The sequence below is a fragment of the Bacillus sp. ABR genome, assembly GCF_056172715.1.
In genome coordinates, this window is record NZ_JAOYSL010000008.1 from 24,122 (window position 1) to 43,623 (window position 19,502).

General features: G+C 42.4%; 16 protein-coding genes, 2 tRNA genes and 1 pseudogene. All 19 read left to right on the forward strand.

The window, feature by feature from the left end:
* Positions 1–20 precede the first annotated feature (20 nt).
* The 19 genes and pseudogenes from pth (at position 21) to ftsH (ending at position 19,457) form a co-directional block, all read left to right on the forward strand.
* A complete protein-coding gene (pth, locus tag OIT90_RS18955) occupies positions 21–587 on the forward strand; it encodes an aminoacyl-tRNA hydrolase (protein ID WP_058838220.1) in 567 nt (188 codons plus the stop codon).
* A 55-nt stretch (positions 588–642) separates the two neighbouring features.
* Positions 643–873, forward strand: coding sequence for an anti-sigma-F factor Fin family protein (locus OIT90_RS18960; protein WP_003217967.1), 231 nt, complete (start codon positions 643–645; stop codon positions 871–873).
* Between the two features lie 68 nt (positions 874–941).
* The gene (mfd, locus tag OIT90_RS18965; protein ID WP_474892832.1) at positions 942–4,475 is read left to right on the forward strand and encodes a transcription-repair coupling factor; all 3,534 of its coding nucleotides are present in this window, start codon (positions 942–944) and stop codon (positions 4,473–4,475) included.
* Positions 4,476–4,614: 139 nt separating this feature from the next.
* The gene (spoVT, locus tag OIT90_RS18970; protein WP_003217990.1) at positions 4,615–5,151 is read left to right on the forward strand and encodes a stage V sporulation protein T; all 537 of its coding nucleotides are present in this window, start codon (positions 4,615–4,617) and stop codon (positions 5,149–5,151) included.
* A 190-nt stretch (positions 5,152–5,341) separates the two neighbouring features.
* Positions 5,342–6,946, forward strand: coding sequence for a putative polysaccharide biosynthesis protein (locus OIT90_RS18975; protein WP_144491847.1), 1,605 nt, complete (start codon positions 5,342–5,344; stop codon positions 6,944–6,946).
* Positions 6,936–8,420: a bifunctional methyltransferase/pyrophosphohydrolase YabN gene (gene yabN / locus OIT90_RS18980; protein WP_474892833.1), complete on the forward strand. Its 1,485-nt coding sequence runs from the start codon at positions 6,936–6,938 to the stop codon at positions 8,418–8,420. The genes OIT90_RS18975 and yabN overlap by 11 nt, the downstream gene beginning before the upstream one ends.
* Positions 8,417–8,677: an RNA-binding S4 domain-containing protein gene (locus OIT90_RS18985; protein ID WP_008341839.1), complete on the forward strand. Its 261-nt coding sequence runs from the start codon at positions 8,417–8,419 to the stop codon at positions 8,675–8,677. Before yabN ends, OIT90_RS18985 begins: the two co-directional genes overlap by 4 nt.
* 73 nt (positions 8,678–8,750) lie before the next feature.
* On the forward strand, positions 8,751–9,059 hold the full coding sequence (gene yabP, locus OIT90_RS18990) for a sporulation protein YabP (protein ID WP_024425646.1): 309 nt from the start codon (positions 8,751–8,753) through the stop codon (positions 9,057–9,059).
* Positions 9,056–9,694, forward strand: a complete 639-nt coding sequence (gene yabQ, locus OIT90_RS18995; protein WP_474892834.1) for a spore cortex biosynthesis protein YabQ — start codon at positions 9,056–9,058, stop codon at positions 9,692–9,694. Before yabP ends, yabQ begins: the two co-directional genes overlap by 4 nt.
* An 18-nt stretch (positions 9,695–9,712) precedes the next feature.
* The gene (locus tag OIT90_RS19000; RefSeq protein ID WP_003217952.1) at positions 9,713–10,087 is read left to right on the forward strand and encodes an FtsB family cell division protein; all 375 of its coding nucleotides are present in this window, start codon (positions 9,713–9,715) and stop codon (positions 10,085–10,087) included.
* Positions 10,088–10,169: 82 nt separating this feature from the next.
* Complete coding sequence (locus OIT90_RS19005) at positions 10,170–10,565, forward strand: S1 domain-containing RNA-binding protein (RefSeq protein ID WP_008357409.1); 396 nt, start codon at positions 10,170–10,172, stop codon at positions 10,563–10,565.
* A gap of 177 nt (positions 10,566–10,742) precedes the next feature.
* Positions 10,743–10,816 (forward strand) — tRNA-Met (locus OIT90_RS19010).
* A gap of 25 nt (positions 10,817–10,841) precedes the next feature.
* Positions 10,842–10,913: transfer RNA gene (locus OIT90_RS19015), tRNA-Glu, on the forward strand.
* Between the two features lie 203 nt (positions 10,914–11,116).
* Positions 11,117–13,600, forward strand: coding sequence for a stage II sporulation protein E (gene spoIIE / locus OIT90_RS19020; protein ID WP_144468211.1), 2,484 nt, complete (start codon positions 11,117–11,119; stop codon positions 13,598–13,600).
* A gap of 76 nt (positions 13,601–13,676) precedes the next feature.
* Positions 13,677–14,414: a vWA domain-containing protein gene (locus OIT90_RS19025; RefSeq protein WP_034325063.1), complete on the forward strand. Its 738-nt coding sequence runs from the start codon at positions 13,677–13,679 to the stop codon at positions 14,412–14,414.
* Complete coding sequence (locus OIT90_RS19030; protein ID WP_082700850.1) at positions 14,398–15,405, forward strand: protein kinase domain-containing protein; 1,008 nt, start codon at positions 14,398–14,400, stop codon at positions 15,403–15,405. The genes OIT90_RS19025 and OIT90_RS19030 overlap by 17 nt, the downstream gene beginning before the upstream one ends.
* Before the next feature lie 96 nt (positions 15,406–15,501).
* A pseudogene (gene tilS / locus OIT90_RS19035) lies at positions 15,502–16,924 on the forward strand (tRNA lysidine(34) synthetase TilS).
* On the forward strand, positions 16,921–17,460 hold the full coding sequence (gene hpt, locus OIT90_RS19040; protein WP_008357399.1) for a hypoxanthine phosphoribosyltransferase: 540 nt from the start codon (positions 16,921–16,923) through the stop codon (positions 17,458–17,460). The pseudogene tilS and the gene hpt overlap by 4 nt, the downstream one beginning before the upstream one ends.
* Before the next feature lie 95 nt (positions 17,461–17,555).
* The gene (gene ftsH / locus OIT90_RS19045) at positions 17,556–19,457 is read left to right on the forward strand and encodes an ATP-dependent zinc metalloprotease FtsH (protein WP_034284252.1); all 1,902 of its coding nucleotides are present in this window, start codon (positions 17,556–17,558) and stop codon (positions 19,455–19,457) included.
* Positions 19,458–19,502: the final 45 nt, after the last annotated feature.

Sequence of the window (19,502 nt, forward strand, 5' to 3'; positions counted from 1 at the left end):
CAAAGGAGGTTATTGGTTTCATGATTGCATTCGTTGGATTAGGTAATCCAGGAAAAGAATATGAAAAAACAAGACATAATGTCGGGTTTATGACAATAGATGAACTATCGAAAAAATGGGACATTCCTTTAAATCAATCAAAATTCCATGGACAATTTGGAACTGGGTTTGTTTCGGGGCATAAGGTTCTACTTGTAAAGCCGCTTACATATATGAACTTATCAGGAGAATGTGTGCGTCCGCTGATGGACTATTACGATATTCCCCTTGAACATTTGAAAGTGATCTATGATGATCTTGATTTGCCAACTGGCCGAATTCGCTTACGTACAAAAGGAAGTGCAGGCGGGCATAATGGAATCAAATCATTAATTCAGCATTTAGGTTCACCTGAATTTGACCGATTCCGTATCGGCATTGGACGTCCTCAAAACGGCATGAAGGTCGTTGACTACGTACTAGGACGTTTCTCAGAAGAGGAACAGCCTGACATCGCATCAGCCATTCAATCATCTGTCGAGGCCTGTGAAGCAGCTTTAAAAAAGCCATTTTTAGAAGTGATGAATGATTTTAACAAGAAGGTATAAGAATGATAAGCAAAGCACATACTGATCATAAAATCTCAGCATGGGAGGATCACGTATGGCTTTGCATTATTACTGCCGCCACTGTGGTGTTAAGGTTGGCAGTCTAGATGAATCCGCTGTCCAAAGTGAAGCACTTGGATTTCATCACTTAACAAATGAGGAAAGAAACGATATGATTTCTTATAGGGAAAATGGTGATTTACATGTACAAACCATTTGTGAGGATTGCCAAGAGGCGCTCGAAAGAAATCCTGATTACCATCAGTATCATACTTTTATTCAATAAAAAAGCTTTGGTGTAGATATTAGACCAAAGCGTTTTTCTGTTTTAAACAAACAGGGAGGAGGAGCCAAATGAAAAACATACAATCATTTATCAAACAAAGTGATGATTTTCAGTCCATTTTTAATGGACTAAAGGAAGGGTTAAAAGAACAGCTGCTTGCCGGACTATCAGGCTCCGTCAGATCTTTATTTACAGCCGCGATATCAGACGAACTGAAGCGGCCAATGTTTATTGTGACTCACAATTTATATCAGGCACAGAAGGTAACAGATGATCTAGCAAGTGTGATGCCGGATCGCTCGGTTCTTCTTTATCCTGTCAATGAACTTATCGCTTCAGAAATTGCAGTGGCAAGCCCTGAGCTGAGAGCACAGCGTTTAGATGTCCTGAACCGGCTTGCGAATGGAGAAAACCCAATTATCGTTACTCCCGCTGCTGCGGTGCGCAGGATGCTTCCGCCAGTTGAGCTCTGGAAGGAGAGTCAGATCCATTTAAAGATCGGTGAAGAAATTGATTTGGAGGCGTTTTCAAAACAGCTCGTACAAATTGGTTATGACCGGACGTCAATGGTTGCAGCGCCCGGAGATTTTAGTGTGCGCGGAGGAATCATCGACATCTATGCGTTAACGGAAGATCATCCAATCCGTATTGAACTGTTTGATACAGAAATAGACTCGATTCGAACGTTTCATTCAGATACACAGCGTTCATTAGAAACCCTTCAAAAAATCAAAATAGGTCCTGCAAAAGAGCTGATTGTGAGAGGTCCTGAACGAGTGAGAGCCATTGAACAGCTTGATCAAGGGCTGGCGAAGAGCTTAAAGAAATTCAACTCAGATCAGCAAAAAGAGCTGCTTCATCAAAATATTTCTGCTGACCGCGAGAAGCTGCTAGAAGGCATCGTGACACAGGAAATGACGAAGTACCTAGCCTATTTCTATGAAAAGCCTGCTAGTTTGCTAGATTATACATCGCAGGATACGATTATTATTTTAGATGAAATCAGCAGAATTCAGGAGATGGAAGAACAGCTTGAACAGGAAGAAGCCGATTGGACAATTAGTCTGCTTGAAGAAGGGAATATTCTTCATGATTTATCTCTTTCTTTCCCGTTCCAAGAACTGATCAATCAGCAATCAAGGTCCATTCTGTACTACTCCTTGTTCCTGAGACATGTCCAGCAGACAAATCCGCAAAATATCGTCAATGTATCTAGTAAGCAAATGCAGAATTTCCACGGGCAGATGAATGTGCTGGCGAGTGAAATTGAACGCTATAAAAAACAGCAATACACGGTTGTCTTCTTAGGTGCGGATGAAGAGCGGACAGAAAAGCTATCGTCTGTTCTGCATGATTATGACATTGAAGCTGCTCTTGCTAAACCGGACGCTGAACTTGTGAGCGGACAGGTGTATATTTTACAAGGTGAGCTGCAAACAGGCTTTGAACTTCCGTTATCAAAAATTGCTGTGATCACAGAAGGTGAACTCTTCAAGAAACGTGTGAAAAAGCAGGCACGTAAGCAAAAGCTGACCAATGCAGAGCGAATCAAGAGCTATTCAGAGCTTCAAGTCGGCGATTATGTGGTGCACATTAACCACGGGATCGGTAAATATTTAGGAATTGAAACGCTTGAAATCGGCGGCATTCATAAAGATTATTTAAATATTCATTATCAAGGAAGCGACAAGCTTTATGTACCGGTTGAACAAATTGATCAGGTGCAGAAATATGTAGGATCAGAAGGTAAAGAACCAAAGCTGTACAAACTTGGCGGCAGCGATTGGAAACGTGTAAAGAAAAAAGTTGAAACATCCGTACAGGACATCGCAGATGATCTGATTAAGCTGTACGCAGAACGCGAGGCTAGCAAAGGATATGCCTTCTCGCCTGACCATGAGATGCAGCGCCAGTTTGAATCTGCATTCCCTTACCAGGAAACAGATGATCAAATCCGTTCGATTCACGAAATTAAGCAGGATATGGAGCGGGAACGCCCAATGGACCGTCTGCTTTGTGGAGATGTGGGCTACGGAAAAACAGAGGTGGCTATTCGTGCGGCCTTCAAAGCGATTGCTGACGGGAAGCAGGTAGCCCTGCTAGTTCCGACAACTATCTTAGCGCAGCAGCATTTTGATACAATCATGGACCGATTCCAAGACTACCCTGTCAAAATCGCGCAGCTGAGCCGTTTCCGTACAAGAAAAGAAACAACTGAAACGTTAAAAGGGCTGAAAAACGGGACGATTGATATGGTTATCGGCACACACCGTCTTCTTTCAAAAGACATCGTCTACAAGGATTTAGGGCTGTTGATCATTGATGAGGAACAGCGTTTTGGTGTGACGCATAAAGAGAAAATTAAGCAGATGAAAGCCAATATCGATGTACTGACATTAACGGCTACGCCAATTCCGCGTACGCTTCATATGTCCATGCTTGGCGTGCGGGATTTATCTGTTATTGAAACACCGCCTGAAAACCGATTCCCTGTTCAAACCTATGTGGTTGAGTACAACGGCGCTTTAGTCAGAGAAGCAATTGAGCGAGAATTAGCACGCGGCGGTCAAGTGTACTTCCTTTACAACCGTGTTGAGGATATTGAACGAAAAGCAGACGAAATCTCCATGTTAGTCCCAGACGCAAAAGTTAGTTATGCGCACGGGAAAATGAGTGAGAACGAGCTGGAATCAGTGATGATCAATTTCCTTGAAGGTGAATCAGATGTATTGGTCAGTACCACCATCATTGAAACGGGAGTCGATATTCCAAATGTGAACACGCTCATCGTCCACGATGCAGATAAAATGGGGCTTTCTCAGCTGTACCAGCTAAGAGGACGAGTAGGACGCTCGAATCGTGTCGCATATGCTTATTTCACATATCGAAAAGATAAAGTTCTTTCTGAAGTTGCAGAGAAAAGACTTCAAGCCATTAAAGAATTCACAGAGCTTGGATCTGGGTTTAAAATTGCGATGCGTGATTTAACGATTCGAGGAGCAGGGAACTTACTTGGGGCTCAGCAGCATGGCTTCATTGATTCGGTTGGATTCGACCTCTATTCTCAAATGCTGAAAGAAGCCATTGAGGAAAGAAGAGGCGATACAACGGCTCAAGATAAATTCGAGCCAGAAATTGATCTGCAAATTGATGCGTACATCCCAGACACTTATATTTCGGATGGCAAGCAGAAGATTGAGATGTATAAACAGTTCAGAGCAATTGGATCGATTGAAGAGCGAAAAGAGCTTCAGGATGAAATGATCGACCGATTTGGTGAATATCCGCAAGAAGTGGCAGACTTGTTTACGATTGCGACAATGAAGGTGTACGCTGTCCAGGAACGTGTCGAGCTGATCAAGATGGAGAAAGGCATTGTCAGAATGACCCTTGATGAGCAAGCAAGCAGTGAAATCGACGGTCAAAAATTATTTGAGCTCGGCAGTAAATATGGACGTGAAATTGGGTTGGGAATGGAAGGCAGCAAGCTGATTATTTCTGTCCAAACGAAAGGCAAGAAAACGGAGGAATGGCTTGAGGTTGTTCTTAATATGCTTCGAGGCCTTCAAGATGTGAAAAAAGAAACCATTCCATCTTCATAAAATTTTGTTTGTCTCTCGTGTATATTACGTTTGATGTGACGGATACTAAACTCAGGGTCAAGTGGTGAATGTTGCATAAAGTGGACGCTTTTGTTCCATTCACCCAACACATCATCAAACGAAAGAGAGGCAGCAGTGAATGAAAGCAACTGGAATTGTACGCCGTATCGATGATCTAGGTAGAGTGGTTATTCCGAAGGAGATTCGCAGAACATTGCGCATCCGGGAAGGAGATCCGCTTGAGATTTTCGTCGACCGCGATGGAGAAGTGATTTTGAAGAAGTATTCGCCGATTAGTGAGCTAGGAGACTTTGCGAAGGAATATGCTGATGCATTATTCGACAGTTTGGGTCATTCCATCCTGATCTGTGATCGAGATACGTATATTGCTGTATCCGGCAGTTCGAAAAAAGAGTACTTAAACAAATCCATCAGTGATTTACTTGAACGAACAATGGATCAGCGTAATTCTGTGTTAGAAGAAAGCAAAAAAGAAATTCAACTTGTCGATGGTATTGATGATGACGTATCTGCTTATACCATTGCACCTATTGTTGCAAACGGAGATCCGATTGGCGCCGTCGTCTTATTTTCTAAAGAGCGTTCAATGGGAGAAGTGGAGCATAAAGCGGCAGAAACGGCAGCTGGCTTCTTAGCCCGTCAAATGGAACATTAGGTCTAATAACTCTATATCATTTTGATAAAACGAAAAAATGCCGATGAAATCATTTGATTTTGTCGGTTTTTTATATGGGATGAAACAAATTGGGACATGTGCCGTCTACTCCTTAGAAAGAAACGGCTTTTCATTCACGTATGATATAATGAGTTCGTTTAACTGTAGATCTATTTTAAAGGAGTCATCCATGAAAAATGCTGTGAATCAGCCGCATTGGCTTTTCCAGGGTGCGGTGATTTTGACCATCGCAGGCCTGTTATCAAAGGTACTAAGTGCCGTTTACCGTGTCCCGTTTCAAAACATCGTAGGGGACACAGGGTTTTATATTTATCAGCAGGTATATCCTTTCCTTGGTATTGCCATCATGCTTGGTACAACAGGTTTTCCTGTCATGGTGTCCAAGCTTCTGAGTGAGCATGGGGAAGAGAATCGACAGATCATTACAAGGGTATCCTTGGTATATATCACTTTACTGAGCTTGGTCTTATTTCTTTGTCTTTACATAGGAGCAGGCACAATGGCGAGCCTTATGGCAGATAGTCAATTAATTCTGCTCATCCAGATGAGTGCTTTTGTGTTTCTATTTCTGCCGCTCACTGTGATGCTGAGGGGAGTTTTTCAGAGTGACGGTCTGATGCTTCCGACGGCTGTTTCTCAATTGGTTGAGCAGTTCATCAGGGTAGGCGTCCTGCTTGTTTTATCCTTTTATTTCGTGAGACACGGCTATTCGCTTTATGAAACAGGGGCGGGTGCGGTGTTCTCTTCTATCGCGGGAAGTGCGGCGTCGCTCATTTTGCTTCTTTTCCTTTGGTTGACCTATCGAAAACCGTCTGCTGCAAGTATGTCAGGCAAACAGGCGACACTTCGAAAAAAAGATATTTTGAAGAGTTTGGTGCTGTATACATTGACGATTTGTGTCAGCGGTTTGCTTATTTTATGGATGCAAATGATTGATGCTTTTCATCTGTATGCGTTGCTGCGCAGTGAGGGTCTCAGTGAAGCGGCGGCAAAGGCGGCAAAAGGTGTGTATGACCGAGGTCAGCCGTTCTTGCAGCTAGGGACGGTGTTTGCCATCAGCATCGGAACCTCTCTTGTGCCATTTTTATCGGCAGCCATGAGGAATGGGGAGCATGAAACGATACGGCAAAAAGTGCGGTCATCCGTTAAAACCACGTCGGTATTAGGAATTGGGTCAGCTGTTGGGCTGATTTGTATTTTATCACCAGTAAATACAATGCTTTTTCGTAATGATTTAGGCACAGATGCCCTGCAAATATTCTGTATATCGATTGCGTTTACGTCGATTGCCATTACGCAGGCGGCTTTACTGCAAGGGCTCGGACATACTGTGTATCCCGCTGTTGTAGTGATCATCAGCGTGCTGGTGAAATGGATTCTAACGATTGCGCTTGTTCCGTTATTTGGCATCCACGGTGCCGCATGGTCAACTGTATGTGGTTTTCTCACAGCAGCCGTGCTCAATGCCTTTTATTTGAAGCATAAAGGATGGATTTCATTGAGAGAGCTATTCCCAGTGAAAATTCTTTTATCAGCCGCCTTCATGGCTGTGGTCTTAATGGGATATCAGGCTTTGTTTTCCTGGGTAATCCCTTTTGAAAAACGTCCATTTTCCGTTTTAGAGAGCCTGACATCAGTTTTTATTGGTGGTTTCGCCTTTTTATATAGTATTCTTAAGCTAGAAGTATTCACGGAAGAGGAATGGAGACTCATTCCATTAGGAAAAAAGATTTTATATTTTAAACAGATGAGAGGGAATCAAAATGGCAGGTAAGATTACCGTCGTCGGTCTCGGGGCAGGCGACATGGATCAGCTGACACTCGGTGTATATAAGCAGCTGAAGCAGGCGAAAGAAGTATATATGAGAACGCAGGATCATCCGCTTACCGCAGAGTTAATGCAGGAGGTCCCATCTCTCACCTTTTTTGATGAAATTTATGAAAAGCACGATCAGTTTGATCAGGTGTATCAGGAAATTACCGAAATATTATTTGCAGAGGCAGCGGAAAAAGACATTGTGTACGCAGTACCTGGTCATCCATTTGTGGCAGAAAAGACCGTACAGCTGCTTGTCGCCGGGCAGAAAGAGCGCGGGATCGAAGTGTCTGTCGCTGGTGGACAAAGCTTTTTAGATGCGACATTCAACTCCTTGCAGATTGACCCCATCGAAGGATTACAATTCGTTGATGCAGGGGATATGAGAGCTGATGATCTGAAATTAACCCAGCATGTCCTGATTTGTCAGGTATATGATCAGATGACAGCATCGAATGTGAAGCTCACGCTGATGGAAAAGCTTCCTGACGATTATGAAGTTTATATTGTGACTGCAGCTGGAAGCAGTCAGGAACAGATTACTGCCGTTCCTTTATTTGAACTTGATCGAGATGTGTCGATAAATAACTTAACGAGTGTTTATGTTCCTCCAATTAAAGATGAACAGCTGCTTTATCAACAATTTGACACTTTCCGTGACGTCATACGTACATTAAGAGGTCCAGGCGGCTGTCCATGGGATCAAAAACAAACCAATGAGTCACTCAAACCATATTTAATTGAAGAATGCTATGAGCTGCTTGAAGCGATAGATGAAGATGACCCAGATCATATGGTGGAAGAGCTCGGCGATGTGCTGCTGCAGGTGTTACTTCACGCTCAAATTGGCGAAGATGACGGTTATTTCTCAATCGATGACGTCATTCAGCATGTCACAGAAAAAATGATTCGGCGACATCCCCATGTGTTTGGTGACACGAATGTTTCTGGGGCAGCAGATGTGGTGGCCAACTGGGAAAAAATCAAGCAGCAGGAGAAGCCAGAGCGGACCGGTTCTATTTTGCAATCGATTCCGGCGACACTTCCAGCATTAACAAAGGCATATAAACTCCAAAAGAAAGCCGCCAAGGTAGGCTTTGATTGGACAGATGTTCAAGATATTTGGAACAAATACGAAGAAGAAAAGCAGGAATTTCTCGTTGAAGTGGCAGAGAAGACGGACGAAGGTGCAACGAAGCAAATGAAAGATGAATTTGGAGATCTTTTGTTTGTTCTCGTCAATATTGGACGGTTCTATCACCTAGAGCCTGAAACGGCGCTCGCTTCTGCCAACACAAAATTCATGCGGCGTTTTCAGCATATCGAACAAAAAGCAAAGGACATGGGACGTTCATTAGATGACTTAACGCTAGAGGAAATGGACGATCTCTGGAACGATGCGAAACGTATAGAAAGAGGTGAACATACATGAGACTAGATAAGTTTTTAAAAGTGTCCCGTTTAATTAAAAGAAGAACATTGGCAAAGGAAGTAGCTGATCAAGGCAGAATTTCTATTAACGGAACACAGGCGAAAGCAAGCTCTGACGTGAAAGAAGGAGATGAGCTGCAAATCCGCTTTGGTCAAAAGCTAGTGACTGTTCAAGTCAACGAGTTAAAGGACACGACGAAAAAAGAAGAAGCGGCTGGCATGTATACTGTGCTAAAAGAAGAAAAAACAGCAGAATAGGGCTTGTTCTAAATGACCCTCTTATCACATACAATGCAGTAACATGCAAGTATGAGATATGGGGGATGTATAAATGAATCAATATTATAATCAACCTCAAGGCACGAAGCTGTCATCAGACGCGGAGCACAATGTCACAATGCGAAACAGAAAGCATTTAGATATCACTGGTGTCAAACAAGTGGAAAGCTTTGATAGTGAGGAATTTCTGCTAGAGACGGTCATGGGGATTCTCGCCATCCGCGGAGAAAATCTGCAAATGAAGAACCTAGACGTCGAAAAGGGCGTTGTGTCGATCAAAGGGCGTGTCTTTGATTTAATCTATGTTGATGAGCAGCACGGGGAGAAAGCTAAAGGATTTTTTAGCAAGCTGTTTAAATGACGCTGACAGTCCAGTTTTATACGATGCTTTCCATGGCGGCGATGGGCATCTGGCTGGGCGCATCGCTTGATACGTACAAGCTGTTTGTGAACCGGGATAAAACAGCAAAATGGCTTTTGGCTATACACGATCTCCTTTTTTGGATGGTGCAGGGTCTCTTATTCTTTTACGTCCTGCTGCTGACAAATGAGGGAGAATTCAGGCTTTATATTTTTCTAGCCGTTGCTCTAGGTTTCTCGATGTATCAGTCATTGATGAAACAGCTGTATCTCAAGATTCTCAAGTTTATCATGATGTGTGTATATCAGACCGTTCTCTTCCTGAAAAGGCTAGTCATGTCGATTGTCTTCCAGCCGATCCGCTGGATGATCACATTGGTCATAAGTGCTATTCTGTTCTTGCTCCACTCGCTCTTACGTCTAGTTCGTTTTACGTTTCGGCTCGTGTGGAAGGTGCTGTCGATTGTTTGTTATCCGCTCATCTGGTTACTCAATGTGACCATTATTCATCGGATTCCCGAAAAATGGCGAACATCAATGAGATTGTTTTTCTCAAAAGGAGCAGGAATTTTACAAGGGGCCAAGAAATTATCTGGTACCATCAAAACGAAATGGAAACAATTCTGGACAAAGTAAGAGAGGAGGCCTTCAACCTTGAACAAGAGAAAAAGAAATATCGCACAAATTCAAAATGATTATCAAAAACAAATGGAACAGCAAGCACAGCGCTTAAAACGCAAACGTCGCGGACTCCTTAGAAGGCTTACCGTGTTTGGTGTGATCGTGCTCATGTTTGCTGTCTTGGTGACAAGTGCCCTCTGGTCGCAATCGTCTTCACTAAAGGAAAAAGAAGAGAAGAAGGTTGCGCTCGAAAAAGAGTTGAAGCAATTACAAACAAAGCAGGAAGATATTTCTGATGAAATTAAGAAGCTGAAAAGCAAGGAATACGTACTCGAACTGGCACGACGGGACTATTATATGTCCAAAAAAGGCGAAAAAATCTTTGATGTGGGCAATAAGAGCGATTAGCCTTGTTGACACTTAAAATTCAGTTTATGTATAATTGAACAAATGAGATTTTTTTATAAGTCTAAGGAGGAGCACTTTTTTTATGTCGATTGAAGTTGGCAGCAAGTTACAAGGGAAAGTTACGGGCATTACAAATTTTGGAGCTTTTGTGGAGTTGCCAGGCGGTTCAACTGGTCTCGTTCATATCAGTGAGGTAGCCGATAACTATGTAAAAGATATTAATGAGCATTTAAAAGTCGGTGAACAAGTTGAAGTGAAAGTGATTAACGTTGAAAAAGACGGTAAAATCGGCTTGTCCATTAAAAAAGCAAAAGATCGTCCTCAACAACAATCAAGACCAAGCAGAAATGATTTCCGTCCGAAGGAATCGTTTGAACAAAAAATGAACAAATTCTTAAAAGATAGCGAAGATCGCTTAACATCTTTAAAACGTAACACGGAATCAAAACGTGGGGGGCGCGGAGCAAGAAGAGGTTAACTTGTTGCTGCTTTCTATATATTTTCACAACAAAGCATCTGCTGTTCAGCAGGTGCTTATTTTCATGACCTATCCTACATTTTTTGAGATTTCGTCATTTAATTTAAAACTTTCTATTGACGGACAAGCGAATCCTTTGTATTATAGTTCTTGTGCTTCTTAGCGCATTATTATTATGGCGGTGTAGCTCAGCTGGCTAGAGCGTACGGTTCATACCCGTGAGGTCGGGGGTTCGATCCCCTCCGCCGCTATCCTTTTAACTAGAACATAAAGCAAGGCCCGTTGGTCAAGCGGTTAAGACACCGCCCTTTCACGGCGGTAACACGGGTTCGAATCCCGTACGGGTCATCTTCGAAACAGCTTTCTATAGGAAAGCTGTTTTTTTGTGCTTTCGTAAAATTCTGATGAAAGACATCGACTTTCAAGAAAGTATGCCTCTTTGACGAATAAAGCGTCGAACGTTTTATGGAAACGACAACTTCTTTTGACAAAATTTCTTTTTCACCTTCGCTATAATGACAAGCAACGAATATCAGGTGGGGGATGAGAAGATGGAAAAACTAGAAAGAAGAACTGATTTAACAGGAGCGGGGTTTGAAAGAATCAGTGCGGGGTTAAAAAAGATGAAAAACCTGTTTCTTCATCACACGCATTCTCTTTTTTTCTATAAAGGGTTTATTTATGTTGTTCTAGGCTTTTTATTAGGACGAGCCTTTATATTATCTGAAATTATGCCGTTTGCTCTGCCTTTCTTTGGTTCCATGCTGTTTATTAAAAGAGATAAGGCAATGCTTGCTTGTCTCGCTTTACTCGCTGGGGCGATGACGATATCACCTCAAAATGCATTGTTTGTGTTTGCATCGCTGCTTATGTTTCTCCTTGTGTCAAAGGTGGTTTCTTTCATCATCAAAGACCCAGTGAAAACATTACCGGTTGTCATTGTTCTTTCGATGCTGATTACCCGAGGAGCGTTTGTTTACCTAGAGCAAGGTGCTGTGCAAAGCTATGATTACGTCATGGCGGGTGTCGAAGCAGGACTTGCCTTCATTTTGACACTGATTTTTCTTCAAAGCCTGCCGATTTTTACAGTTAGGAAAATTAAACACTCTTTAAAGGTCGAAGAAATTATTTGTTTTATGATTTTAATTGCCTCAGTTTTAACTGGACTTGCTGGGATCTCATTTCAAGGGATGCAGGCAGAGCATATTTTGTCACGTTATGTAGTGCTGACCTTTGCTTTTATTGGCGGAGCCAGTATTGGTTGTACGGTCGGTGTTGTGACAGGATTAATTCTCGGTCTCGCCAACATTGGAAACCTTTATCAGATGAGTCTTCTTGCCTTTTCAGGTTTATTAGGCGGATTGCTGAAAGAAGGGAAGAAAGCAGGGGCGGCCATCGGCTTAATTGTGGGTTCCTTACTCATTTCACTGTATGGGGAAGGGTCAACAGGTCTCATGACCACATTGTATGAATCACTTATAGCGGTTGCACTCTTTTTGCTCACGCCGCAATCAGTCACCTCCAAGGTAGCGAAATACATTCCTGGTACGGTAGAGCATGTACAAGAGCAGCAGCAATATGCTCGGAAAGTACGAGACGTGACAGCAAAAAAGGTAGACCAATTCTCTAATGTATTTCATGCGCTGTCTGAGAGTTTTGCGACATTTTACGAATCTATTCCTGAAGAGAAGAAGCAGGAAGAGGATGTAGATCTTTTTTTAAGTACGATCACAGAACGATCCTGTCAAACGTGCTATAAGAAAAATAAATGCTGGGTGCAGAACTTTGATACAACCTATGAACTAATGAAACAAGTTATGCATGAATCTGATGAAAAAACGTATGAGCATAACCGAAAATTGAAAAAGAAATTTAGTCAGCACTGCTCGAAATCAAAACATGTCGAGGAATTGATTGAAGAGGAGATCGCTTACTATAAAGCCAACCAGACACTGAAGAAAAAAGTCCAAGACAGCAGACGTCTTGTGGCTGAACAGCTGATGGGGGTCTCGCAAGTGATGGAGGATTTTTCCCGGGAAATAAAACGAGAAAGAGAACAGCATTTTATTCAAGAAGAGCAGATGATAGAAGCGCTTCAGCACTTTGGTATTGAAATTCAGCAAGTAGAAATCTATAGCTTGGAACAGGGAAATGTCGATATTGAAATGAGAATCCCATATTGCCAAGGGCATGGGGAATGTGAAAAAATCATTGCTCCAATGCTTTCAGATATTTTAGAAGAACAGATTTTAGTCAAAGCAGAGCAGTGTGCAGAGCATCCAACAGGCTATTGTCATGTTGTGTTTGGTTCTGCTAAATCATATCGAGTGGCTACAGGCGTGGCACATGCAGCAAAAGGCGGAGGACTGGTATCTGGAGACAGCTACAGCATGATGGAGCTTGGTGCAGGCAAGTATGCCGCAGCTATTAGTGATGGAATGGGCAACGGAGCACGTGCTCATTTTGAAAGCAATGAGACGATTAAGCTGTTAGAAAAAATATTGGCGTCAGGTATCAATGAAAAAGTGGCGATTAAAACCATTAATAGTATTTTATCTTTACGAACGACGGACGAGATCTATTCAACATTGGATTTATCCATTATTGATTTACAGGATGCAAGCTGTAAGTTCCTCAAGATTGGTTCAACACCCAGCTTTATTAAACGGGGTGATCAGGTGATGAAGGTACAAGCAAGCAACTTGCCTATTGGCATTATTGATGAATTCGAAGTCGAGGTTGTGAGCGAACAGATGAAAGCAGGAGATCTATTAATTATGATGAGTGACGGCATTTTTGAAGGGCCAAAGCATATTGAAAATCATGATCTGTGGGTGAAACGGAAAATGAAAAGCTTTAAAACAGAAGATCCACAAGAAATTGCTGATTTATTAATGGAAGAGGTCATTCGAACAAGAGCAGGCCAAATTGATGACGATATGACGGTTGTTGTCATCAGGCTCGACCACAACACACCAAAATGGGCTTCCATTCCGACAGGTACATTCTATCTTGAGAAACAAGAGATTTCTTAAAATATCGTATAATATGAATTTCTTCTGGCGATGATGGGGATATAAGCATTCAGTTACAATCCCAGGAGGAATGAAGATGCGAAAAGGTCACGTCAACCAAATCTTATTGATTACAGATGGCTGCTCAAATCACGGGGAAGATCCGCTTGCGATTGCCTCATTGGCAAAGGAACAAGGGATTACAGTCAATGTCATTGGCATTATGGAAGAAAACAGACACGATCATGAAGCGATGAAAGAAGTAGAGGGGATTGCTCTCGCAGGCGGAGGCATCCATCAAGTTGTCTACGTCCAGCAATTATCTCAAACAGTACAAATGGTCACGAAAAAAGCGATGACACAAACCTTACAAGGTGTTGTGAATAAAGAATTGCAGCAAATACTCGGCAAAGACACTGAAATTGAAGAGCTTCCACCTGATAAGCGCGGGGAAGTAATGGAGGTTGTTGATGAGTTAGGAGAGACGGTTCACCTTCAAGTACTCGTGCTTGTTGATACAAGTGCAAGTATGAAACCGAAGCTGCCGACTGTCAAAGAAGCACTTATCGACCTTTCCATCAGTTTAAATTCAAGAATTGGAGAAAATCAGTTTGGGATGTGTGTATTTCCCGGGAAAAACTCAGATGCAGAAATTGTGTTGAATTGGACGCCTCGATTCGATTCATTATCATCTATTTTCCCAAAACTGACCACTGGAGGAATCACCCCAACGGGACCAGCACTTCGGGAAGCACTTCAGCATTTCAAATCAGTTCGCTCACGTAAAGGGCTGCTTGAAGCAAAGGAAGAGCATGATGATGAATTCGGTTTCTAACATCCCGTTAGGCACGGTGATTCAAGGGAAATGGCACCACCATCATTACCGTATTGTAAAAGAGCTTGGAAAAGGGGCGAACGGTGTTGTCTATCTCGCCGAATCACCACATGGGCAAGCGGCCCTTAAAGTGAGTGATGACAGTATGCTCATTGCATCTGAAGTCAATGTATTAAAATCCTTTTCAAAGGCTCCTGTGAAAACCATGGGGCCTTCTTTTTATGATATGGATGATGCAATTTATCCCGGTATGCCTCAAAAACGCTCCTTTTACGTGATGGAATATGTCAGAGGCCCATTACTGCTTGAATTTGTGAAACAAAAGGGTGATGAGTGGATCGTTGTTTTGATGATTCAGCTTTTATCTAGCCTGGCTCATTTACATCAGGAAGGATGGATTTTTGGTGACTTAAAGCCTGATAATCTCATTGTTTCTGGTCCCCCTGCCACGATCCGGTGCATTGATGTGGGAGGAACGACAAAAGTGGGCAGGGCAATTAAGGAGTATACCGAGTTTTTTGATCGAGGATATTGGGGATTCGGCACACGAAAAGCTGAACCAACTTATGATTTATTTGCCCTGACCATGGTGATGGTTAACTGTGCGTATAAGAAAGAATTCAAAAAAGGAGCAGAACCAGAAAAGCAGCTTTATCGAGCCATTGAAGGACATCCTTTATTGAAGCGATATGAAAGGGTGTTAAAGGCTGCTTTACAAGGTAAATATCAATCAGCAGCAGACATGAAAAGTGCGATGCTGAAAGAAGGACAGCTGATTGAATCAAGAAAATCACGCCAAAAGAAGCAACAGCAAAAAAACGCGCCAAAACCCGCTGTTAATCAAAATCAACAAGTGACTTCACGATCGCGGGCTGCAGCAGCAAAAAGAACGTCAGTACGTAAAAAATCAGGCGGACTTTTTGAAACCATTCTTATCGTGTGCAGTGTACTCGCCCTTTACTGTGCATATGTGGTTTTGTTCCTGTTGTAGAGCTGTAAAAAAGCAGGCTTCTTCTTTGCTTGGAGCTACTGAAAGTGATAGGATATGTATATCTTTAAATTACCTGCTCTTTGTGAGGAGGAAGTTGTGAATAGAATTGAATCTTTTTTGAAAAAACATGATGTTTACCTTGAAAATACGACAGTCATTGTCGGGGTTTCCGGCGGACCGGATTCCATGCTCTTACTGCATGAACTTAACAAGCGTCGCAAAGGTTCCTATCAGCTGATTGCAGCCCATGTAGATCACATGTTCAGAGGAGAAGAGTCCTTTGCTGATTTGGCATTTGTTGAGGCTTACTGTAAGGAGCACGAGATCCCTTTTGAATCGTCCCGCATACAGGTCACCCAATATGCAAAAGAAAACCGCTTAAACAAACAGGCAGCTGCAAGGGAGTGCAGATATGCTTTCTTTCGTCAATTGATGGAGCAATACAAGGCTCAATTTATAGCGCTTGCACATCATGGAGACGACCAAGTAGAAACAATGTTGATGAGACTTGCGAGAGGAACTGTTGGTATAGGACTCGCGGGTATCCAAGCAAAACGTCCTTTTCAAAATGGATGGCTGATTCGTCCGCTCATTGGATACTCTAAGGACGACGTGCTAAAAGCTTGTGAAAAAGAACATGTTCCCTATGTCATTGATCAAAGCAATCATACAGATGACTACTTGAGAAACCGGGTAAGAAGACACATTCTTCCTGTGTTAAAAGAAGAAGCACCTCATGTACATGAAAGCTTTCAGTTTGTAAGTGACATGCTGACTGAGGATGAGCAATACTTGCAGGCTTTAACAAAGGAACAAATGAACCAAGTGATAACGAGTCAATCGCCTAAGCAAATTGAGATCAAAACGAAGCCTTTGCTTGACCTGCCTTTGCCTTTACAAAGAAGAGGCATTCAACTAATATTAAACTATCTTTATGAAAACACTCAATCAGCGTTTTCAAACCAGCATATTCTAGGGACTTTAGACTGGTTATCTCATACTGATCAACCGTCTGGATCATTAGATTTGCCAAAAGGTTTACAAGCTGTCAAGTCTTATGATCACTGTATGTTTACCTTTGAACGATCGCATGTAGTAGACCAGTCTTATGCTCTTCACTTAAAGGTTGAGCTCGGAGAAGAGCTTTTTCTCCCAAATGGACAGTCTATCGTCGTATCAAATCATGTTCCGAAGGATGCACGGAACGGAAACCATTTTTTCTTGCTTCAAAAAGATCATGTTCGTCTCCCTTTGATCATTCGCTCACGAAAAAATGGTGATCGAATCAAACTTAAAGGGATGAATGGATCAAAAAAGGTGAAGGATATATTTATTGATAAAAAAGTGCCTCTTGCAGAAAGAGACAGCTGGCCGATCGTCACTGACTCGGATCATCAAATCATCTGGATCCCAGGTCTGAAAAAATCTGTTTTTGAAGAAATTGATATGACAAACAGCGATCTCATTGTATTACAATATAGACAGCACGAAAATTTGTAGGGGGCAAGCAAAAGCATGAAACAAGATATTGAAAAGATTTTGATCTCAGAAGAAGAGATCCAGCAAAAAGTGAAGGAACTGGGTGCAACATTAACCAGCGATTATGATGGTAAATTTCCCCTGGCTATTGGTGTTTTGAAAGGGGCTCTTCCATTCATGGCAGACCTGATCAAACACATTGATACATATTTAGAGCTTGATTTTATGGATGTATCTAGCTACGGAAAGTCTACCGTATCTTCTGGAGAAGTAAAGATCATTAAGGATCTAGATACTTCTGTTGAAGGAAGAGATATTTTGATTATGGAAGATATCATCGACAGTGGGTTAACTTTGAGCTATCTGGTAGAGCTTTTCCGATACCGTAAAGCAAATTCCATTAAAATTGTGACATTGCTTGATAAACCAAGCGGCCGCAAAGCAGACATCAAAGCAGATTATGTTGGATTTGAAGTGCCAGATGCATTTGTTGTCGGCTATGGATTGGATTTCGCTGAACGTTACCGAAACCTCCCGTATATTGGAGTGTTAAAACCATCTGTTTACGAAGGCTGATCAGCATACGTATACATGAGGTTATTGGTTGTGTTGGAATGATTTTCTATGATACTATTGAACATAGTTGTGCTTACTGTGGGAGGAGGTAAGGAATGAATCGGGTTTTTCGTAATACGATTTTTTATATACTTATTTTATTACTTGTGATAGGGGTCGTTAGTTGGTTAGGATCCCCAAATCAAAAGCCTGAGAACATGTCTTACAGCAAATTTTCGCAAAATCTAAGTGCGGGAAAAGTGGAGAGTATCTCCATTCAGCCTGTAAGAGGGGTTTATGAAATTCGTGGTCAACTAGATGGCGCGAAGAAAGATCAATACTTCATTACCCATGTTCCAGATGGTCAAGGTGTTGACCAAATTTACAGTGCACTGAAGAATACAGATGTAAAAGTAGAACCAGCACCTGAAACAAATGGATGGCTGCAAGTTCTGACAACCATCATTCCGTTTATCATCATCTTTATCCTGTTCTTCTTCTTATTGAACCAAGCTCAAGGCGGCGGAAGCCGAGTCATGAACTTTGGTAAGAGTAAGGCGAAGCTTTACACGGAAGAGAAGAAACGTGTGAAATTTAAAGATGTTGCTGGTGCAGATGAAGAAAAGCAAGAGCTTGTAGAAGTGGTGGAATTCCTGAAGGATCCACGTAAATTTGCGGAGCTTGGCGCAAGAATCCCTAAAGGGGTTTTACTAGTAGGACCTCCAGGTACAGGTAAAACATTGCTTGCGAGAGCATCTGCAGGAGAAGCAGGCGTTCCTTTCTTCAGCATCAGTGGTTCTGACTTCGTCGAGATGTTCGTCGGTGTCGGTGCATCACGTGTACGTGATTTATTCGAAAATGCGAAAAAGAATGCACCTTGCTTAATCTTTATTGATGAGATTGATGCAGTGGGTCGTCAGCGTGGAGCCGGTCTTGGCGGTGGTCATGACGAGCGTGAACAAACGCTTAACCAGCTTCTTGTCGAAATGGATGGTTTTAGTGCCAACGAAGGTATTATTATCATCGCTGCGACGAACCGTGCAGATATTCTAGACCCTGCATTGCTGCGTCCGGGACGTTTTGACCGTCAAATTACGGTTGACCGCCCAGATGTTATTGGCCGTGAAGAAGTACTGAAAGTTCATGCGAAAAACAAACCGCTTGACGAGTCAGTCAACTTAAAAGCCATTGCAAGCAGAACACCAGGGTTCTCTGGAGCAGATCTTGAGAACTTACTAAACGAAGCAGCACTTGTTGCTGCCCGTCAAAACAAAAAGAAAATCGATATGCGTGATATCGACGAAGCGACTGACCGTGTCATCGCTGGGCCGGCGAAGAAAAGCCGCGTCATTTCGAAGAAAGAACGTAATATCGTGGCTTACCATGAAGCAGGTCATACCGTCATTGGTCTTATCTTAGACGAAGCGGACATGGTGCATAAAGTAACGATCGTTCCTCGTGGTCAGGCAGGTGGATATGCGGTCATGCTTCCAAGAGAAGACCGTTATTTCCAAACGAAGCCAGAGCTTCTTGATAAGATTGTCGGCTTGCTCGGCGGTCGTGTTGCAGAGGAAATTACGTTTGGTGAAGTAAGTACAGGCGCTCACAACGACTTCCAGCGTGCAACAGGCATTGCAAGAAGAATGGTCACAGAGTTCGGTATGTCTGATAAACTTGGTCCGCTTCAATTCGGTCAATCACAAGGAGGTCAAGTATTCCTTGGCCGTGATTTCAACAATGAGCCGAATTATAGTGAAGCGATCGCTTACGAAATTGACCAAGAAGTTCAGCGTTTCATTAAGGAGAGCTACGAACGCGCGAAACAAATTCTCACTGAGAATAAAGATAAGCTAGAAATCATCGCACAAGCCCTTCTAGAAGTTGAAACATTAGATGCTGAACAAATTAAATCTCTTTACGAAACTGGAAAGCTTCCAGAGCGTGTATACGCAGATGACGAAGAGAAAAACGATGATGTGAAAGTAAACATCAAGAAAAAAGAAGATGAGGAGATCTAATCTCCTTCTGTGAAAGCTGCCGGGATCACCGGCAGCTTTTTTATT